Origin of the sequence: Nonomuraea sp. NPDC001636, assembly GCF_040298265.1 — a bacterium.
In the GTDB taxonomy this organism is placed as follows: Bacteria; Actinomycetota; Actinomycetes; order Streptosporangiales; family Streptosporangiaceae; genus Nonomuraea.
Map to the genome: position 1 here is coordinate 1 of NZ_JBEOZT010000045.1, position 6189 is coordinate 6189.

General features: G+C 63.3%; 6 protein-coding genes. All 6 read left to right on the forward strand.

Features of this window, described 5'->3' with window-relative positions:
• Positions 1-118 precede the first annotated feature (118 nt).
• The 6 genes from ABT158_RS46985 (at position 119) to ABT158_RS47010 (ending at position 6183) form a co-directional block, all read left to right on the forward strand.
• Positions 119-475, forward strand: coding sequence for a phosphotransferase (locus ABT158_RS46985; protein WP_352365358.1), 357 nt, complete (start codon positions 119-121; stop codon positions 473-475).
• A 406-nt stretch (positions 476-881) separates the two neighbouring features.
• Complete coding sequence (locus ABT158_RS46990) at positions 882-1538, forward strand: JAB domain-containing protein (RefSeq protein ID WP_352365271.1); 657 nt, start codon at positions 882-884, stop codon at positions 1536-1538.
• A 705-nt stretch (positions 1539-2243) separates the two neighbouring features.
• The gene (locus ABT158_RS46995; protein ID WP_352365273.1) at positions 2244-2681 is read left to right on the forward strand and encodes a transposase; all 438 of its coding nucleotides are present in this window, start codon (positions 2244-2246) and stop codon (positions 2679-2681) included.
• Between the two features lie 1258 nt (positions 2682-3939).
• Positions 3940-4251 (forward strand): hypothetical protein, encoded by a 312-nt coding sequence (locus tag ABT158_RS47000; RefSeq protein ID WP_352365275.1) that lies wholly within the window; start codon positions 3940-3942, stop codon positions 4249-4251.
• Positions 4252-5421: 1170 nt separating this feature from the next.
• Positions 5422-5898 (forward strand): GntR family transcriptional regulator, encoded by a 477-nt coding sequence (locus tag ABT158_RS47005; RefSeq protein WP_352365277.1) that lies wholly within the window; start codon positions 5422-5424, stop codon positions 5896-5898.
• Positions 5899-5940: 42 nt separating this feature from the next.
• Positions 5941-6183, forward strand: coding sequence for a GntR family transcriptional regulator (locus tag ABT158_RS47010; protein ID WP_352365279.1), 243 nt, complete (start codon positions 5941-5943; stop codon positions 6181-6183).
• Positions 6184-6189: the final 6 nt, after the last annotated feature.

The window sequence follows — 6189 nt, forward strand, 5'->3', positions numbered from 1 at the left end:
CTACCAGGGGTTTCGCCATGTCATCAGGCGAACGTCAACCTCGCGATGATGCTGTGATCAGCAACTCACCGCACGGGGATGAAAACGGCTCACTGTTCCAGAGGCGGCACACGGTCGTCTGGGCGAGCCGTCTGTCGCGTCGCCGGCGGCATGGGCCGCGGTGGGTGCCGCCGTGCGGATGCTGCACGACGCGCCCCTGCCACCATGGCCTCGTCAGAGCTTGGACGAGGTCACGTCGCGTCTCGACGCCGAATGCGAGTGGCTCGTCACGAATGGCGCCCTTTCGACCGATCTGGTCACGCGTAATCGCGAGGTTGCCGCGGCTGCGCTCCGGCCTTGGAAACCGGTGTTCACGCACGGCGATCTGCAGATCACGCACGTGTTCGTCGACGGCGACGAGGTCACCGGCGTGATCGACTGGTCCGAGGCGGGCCAGGGCGATGCGCTGTTCCGGATATCGGCTCGATTTTTCTAGCATGGCATCCAATCTCCGAGCATTCTGTCACTCTTTCGGGCGAACAAGAGCGGTCGAGAGCAAGCGGTAGACCGCAAGCGACGGTACCGGGCGCCCCGGGCGAGTGCCTTGAGCACCCACCAGCGTCAACGGTGCCAACATCGACGCTGGCCAACCGCGTGTTCCAGGTGGCGACCATCCGGTGGCTGGAGAACAGCCCTCCCATCATGCCGCGCAAAATCACTCGCCTGCCGCTTTGACGCACGTCGCGGCATTGCGAAGACGGTCATTCTTCACATTCGCGGATCGCGGTTGTCGTCGACGTAGCTCAAGAGCGATATATCCGCCCACCACATCCTTTATCGGTCTGGAATTCGGAGTCTGAGATTGTCGGTCCTCGTTGATAGAACGGGTGCGGAGGTTGCGAATGCGAGTCAAAGATCTGTATGAGCGCGATCGGCCGCGAGAAAGGCTCATGTCGAGCGGCGCGGCGGTGCTTGCCGACCGGGAGCTGCTGGCCGTTCTGCTCGGCTCCGGCTTCCGCGGGGCGAGCGCGCTGGAACTGGCCAGTCAAGTCATCGAACACTGCGGCGATCTCGATGCGCTCGGACGCGCTGATCCACACCGGCTGCTCAGATTGCGAGGCATTGGGCCGGCCAAGGCCGCGCGCGTGGCGGCGGCCTTTCATCTCGTACGGCGTGCGGCGTCGGAACCTGCGCGAATGCGCGTCGCTAGCACATCTGACCTCGCGGAGGTCTGTGCCCCCTTACTGCGCGGCCTCGGGCATGAACGCTTCGTCGTGGTGGTGTGCGATACGCGAGGTGGAGTGCTGAAACGTTCGGTGCTGACGGAGGGCGGCGCCGATCACACGACGGTGCCCGTGCGGGAGACGATCTCCCTTGTGCTCACCACCGGTGGCGCCATGTTCGGCGTTGCCCACAATCACCCTGGAGGCTCACTCGATCCCAGCGAGGCCGATCTTGAAGTCACGGCCCGCCTCGCCGAGGCCGCCCGGACAGTGGGGCTGCGTCTTCTCGACCACCTCATCATCACGGATGCGGCTTGGAGGCGGATCTCTATGTGAATCATTTCATCGAGGACCTCCACGGACGCATGAACCCGTGGCGCCCGAAAGGAACCTTCCTCCGGTAGCGTCGAAAAAGGGGGACACATGAGGCGGCCATGAAAGCCTAATGGCACGAGCTGAGGCCGTAATGGACGTCGACCGGCCAACACACTCACCCAAGCGTGGTCCCGCGCATCCGGGAAAGCACGGGGCCACGCTTTTCTTTCTTGCGAATAGATTTCGTGGGGCGAGAAGCCGGCGGCAAGAACGGACCCCGACCTCGCAATCCTCTCGATGGCCGGCAGCCCGTGGAAGCCTGCAGCCGCCCTCCGTCCGTCCCTCACCAAGGAAGCCTGACGGGGTGGCGCCGGGCAGGTCGCATGTTCGAAACTCGCGCTTGACTGCTCAAAGGGCATTGGGCCGGATTGTCCATCATCTCTAAGATGGTGGCTGTTCGTGTTACAGGTTACTGTTGAGCGCAAGACGGCAGTCATGAGGAAAGGTCGTTGATGGCCTACGTTCTCGTCGCAGGTGCTCGAGAATTTTGGCCAATCCTTGCCGATCTGCTGCGCCGGCCATGACGGAGAAGGCACACTGGTTCCTGCGGCCATTGCAAGCCTCCTTCACCCCTTGAATCGTTGCTATTCGAAGGAGCTTGCGATGGCCGTCCTTATTGTCCTGGTGACGAGGGTGAGAGCAGAAAGCAGTCGAGGATAGGAATAAATGCGCCATACGGACCTGACGAATGCGGAGTGGGAACGGCTGGTGCCGTTGCTGCCTGACGGCGACGTTGGACGCCGACGGCACGGAGACCAGCGCAAGCTGATCAACGGGGTGCTGTATCAGGCGCGAACCGGGTCGCCTTGGCGCAGCCTCCCGGATCGGTTCGGATGCTGGATCGCGGTCTACAAACGGCAGCGCCGCTGGGCGGCGGACGGGACCTGGGGGCGTCTGCTCAGGGACGTGCAGGCCGCGCAAGGCATCGGCAGGCACGTGAACGGCGACGTTGTGGTGCATTCTGGCGCTGTCATGACTTACGACGCCGGGCCGTCGGCTGCTCGCGAGGCGGGGTTCGGATCGGTACAGCAGAGAGATCCGGTGCTGGCGAGTCTGGAACTCCGGCTGACCGAGGTGATCAAAATGGGGAAACGTAAGGGTTGACGTGAGGGCGCTGGTGCTGGCAGGCGCCTGTTAGTTGTTTGGGTAAGGTGCCTGCCGTCCCGGCTTGATCGGCTGTGTGATCGAGGGCGGCGGGAGGCGCGGTGTAGCGCTTCGCCACTGGGATCCATCGGGCCCACGGGCAAGCATCAAGCCGATCATCGCCTGCTCGCCACGCTGCTGGATGACAGGTGGGGATTTCCTGGCGTTGTCCGTTGCAGATCGCTCTACTCCTATGTCGGGGGCCCGGCAAGGATCTCGCTATGCGGTCGATGAATTGGCCGTAGCGGGCGCTGGGGGTTGCCAGGGTGACGACCACGTCGGCGCCTTGGTGACCGCCTGAAGGCCGCTGTTGCCGTTGAGTTGGGGCTGTTGCTGCCGTTGGCCCTTGTCGCGATGTCGCCGCGGATCGGCGGCGTGGATCCGGAGGTCAAGCCTTGGCGTGCGGGGCAGTCAACATCGTGAGCGTTGCCTTTGAGGTGTATCGGCTCGTGCGATCGCGGACGACCCCGCTCGGAAAGGGCCGGTTGTGGGCGAGCGAGCTTGTTCTGCTGCCGACAGGTCAGGCCAATGCGGACGAGGGGTGTGGCGAGTGCCGTGGCGGCCTGCGCGCCTCGACGGGACTCCGGGCGCCGAGCGGCAGGGGGCCGAGCTCGATGAGGTAACAGGAGTTCTCGTGACGTCCTGGTCCACGCTCACTTTGTGTGCAAGATGATGATCACGAGCGCTGTGTGTGGTAGTTCGTGCAAGGCCGAGCTTCGGCTCGCTTCGGTGGCCGGCCCACCGCCTATTACGAACGGCCCGTCAGCAGGGTGCGACGTCCACGCGTTCAGCTAATTCTGCGGTCTCTCTCTTCGAGAGGCTGTCAACTCATATCCAACTATATGCCAGGTAACGACAGGACATAGGGGTGCTACGTACGCACTTCTGCGTGCTTCTACAGCCGGGCGAGTGAGGCTGAACGATGGCACATCTTCGCTCCGGACGCTCATTTAAGCGCTCGGGCCTGACTGCGGCCCTTTGCCGGGGGCGGCGGCAGGTTGATCCTTCTTATCTAGGTGGTCTTATTTCCCCCGACAAGGCAGGCGAATGTGGACGTTCACCGGAAAAGCGCGGTCGGTGGAGGAAGAAAACCACTCCGGGGCCCTTGTCTGGGATCGCTTCAGGCGGGGACGTCTTGCCAATATGTGCTCGCAGCAAGTGGGGGCACAGCCGCTGTGGGTGGGCTCCCTCGTCGTCCACTGGTAAGGGGTAGGGGTACGTGAACGTTGAGGTGGAGATCCTCGATCTACAACTCCGTCTGCAGGCGCTGGAGGCTCGCTCGTGCACGAGTGGGCGTGATGCGGTGTTGGCAGGGCTGGCTACGGCGAGGGCGGAGATCGTCGAGGTTCGCTCAGGGGTCGGCCGAGACTTTGAGATCCTCAACTTCGAGATCGCGCGCCTTCGGGAACGGTTCGACGACAGCTGCAAGGCCAGCCTGGCGGAGACGTTGACGATGCTTGAGGGGCTACGGTTCCAGCTCGATGATCTCGGGCTCAGATTGGATCGCCTGTTGGCGAAAGATGATGCCTGAGCGGCGTTGAGCCCCTGGTCGGGACCGAGGGCTCTCTGTTGGGGGTGCTCGACTGCTTCAACATTTGATGGCGATGATGCTGGAGGTCGGCTTCAGAGCTGGCTTGATCGGATCGGCCAGGAGTGGGGAGGCGTCGGGAAATGGTGACGGCCATCCCGTACTCCTTCTAGGGCCTTGTCCGAGAACGAAGGAGCCAACGTGATGGCCGCGAGGAACAGTGTGCCGCCTTCGAGATGGCGTGCAAAGCCGTTTTGGAACTGTGGCTCCTACTTCTCTCTTCTCGGCTTGGCTTCGGACGGAATACCAATCTGTCCCTCTTAGTCAGGAAAATCAGGCTTGAGTGAGAGCTCGTTGGGGAATTGCACTACGGCGACCGGGGCTGCCGAGCGTTGCTCAGGATGGCGCATAAATATATTCAGGTGGCAAAGGGTCTCGGCAAGCCCTCGTGAGCAATCTGCGAGTTTGTAGCGGTGCCGCCATCGTCGTTGGCTGGCGTCGCCGGCCACTCGTGTCGCGAAACGGATTGGTCTACAGGGGCTGGCCTACGCAAGGCCGCAGCGTTGCGCTTGAGCGGCGCACGGAGCTTGAGGGGGTGCGTTCGGTCGGGAGGGCTGGTTTTGTCAGGCTCTCTCGGTAGGTTGCTGCGGAGGCGGGCAAACAACGCGGGGTTCGTGCTACCGCAGGTACCGACTCAGGGGTGGGGTTCCTCTACGGCCGCGAGGATGAGCCGAAGGTGAGTGCTGGTCTGTAGGTGCACGGGTTATCGGGCGTGGCCGGTCAGCAGACAGTCCCAGAGCAGCTGGGTTCTGAGGGCGGAGCCTCGGAAGGTCTCCTCCAGGATCGGAATTCTGCCGTTCTTGCGGGTTCGGCGGATGAAGCGCTGCCCTCCGATTTGGCAGAGCTCGTAGATCATGGGCGCGCAGTGGCAGGTGTATGCCCGGACCCGTACGCGTTCGTAGGGGGAGCGTGTGGGAAACCAGCGGATGGCTGTGCGGCCTGGGCAAGGATCTGGGAGGTGGATGCCGATGCAGTGTTCGTAGTCCAGGGGGAGTACGGCCATGGCTGGAGGATACGTCTGGTTGTATCCGCTCGTCTATTCGGAAAGATGACTCTGTCTGAGCAGGCAGGAGGATATGGGAGGGCTCGTACACCTTCGTCTATGTTGCCGGTGTGCTGGACTACGACGGCGACACCCACATCTACGTACAGATCGCGGAGATCCTTCGACGGCGGGTCGAGGGGCTCGCGTCCGGGCATCCCGTGCCGAGCGAGGCCGACATTCAGCACGAGTTCGGGGTCGCGCGGACGACGGCCCGCCGGGCCATCCACGTGTTGCGCGAGGAAGGGCTCATCTACACGGTCCAGGGCGAGGGCACGTTCGTCGGCGCGCCTGATGAAGCGCCGCGCAAGCAGCGGAAAGTGCCGCTCTACCGGCAGATCGCTTCCGATATGGCCAAGCAGATCAGGGCGGGGCACTTCCAGCCCAAGCGGGCGATCCCGGGCGAGACAGCGTTGGTGCAGCAGTACGACGTGGCGCGGGAGACGGTGCGGCGGGCCATGGCGTTGTTGCGGGAGCAAGGGTGGATCTACACCGTGCCGCAGCGCGGGAGTTACGTGTCGCCGGAAGAGTCGTGGCCCCAGGATTGAGATTCACTCATCTGCTTGTATCGCGACGTCTAAGGTATGAGCATGCTCGACCGAGACGGCCCTGTGCCGATCTATGTGCAGATTGCCGAGATGATCGAGGGTCAGATTCTGAGAGGTGAGCTGCTGGCCGGCGAGGCGGTGATGAGCGAGCTGGCTATGGAGGCGGAGTTCGACGTGGCGAGGTCAACCGTCCGGAACGTCGTGCGGGAGCTGCGTCGGCGGCAGCTCGTGCACACGGTGGCAGGGAAGGGGACGTTCGTCGGGGGCGCCATGGATGTGGTGTAGGACGAC

Excerpts from the sequence above, each read along its gene's own strand:
- ABT158_RS46995 (WP_352365273.1), top strand. The coding sequence starts at position 2,244 with ATGCGCCATACGGACCTGACGAATGCGGAGTGGGAACGGCTGGTGCCG.
- ABT158_RS47010 (WP_352365279.1), top strand. The coding sequence starts at position 5,941 with ATGCTCGACCGAGACGGCCCTGTGCCGATCTATGTGCAGATTGCCGAG.
- ABT158_RS46990 (WP_352365271.1), top strand. The coding sequence starts at position 882 with ATGCGAGTCAAAGATCTGTATGAGCGCGATCGGCCGCGAGAAAGGCTC.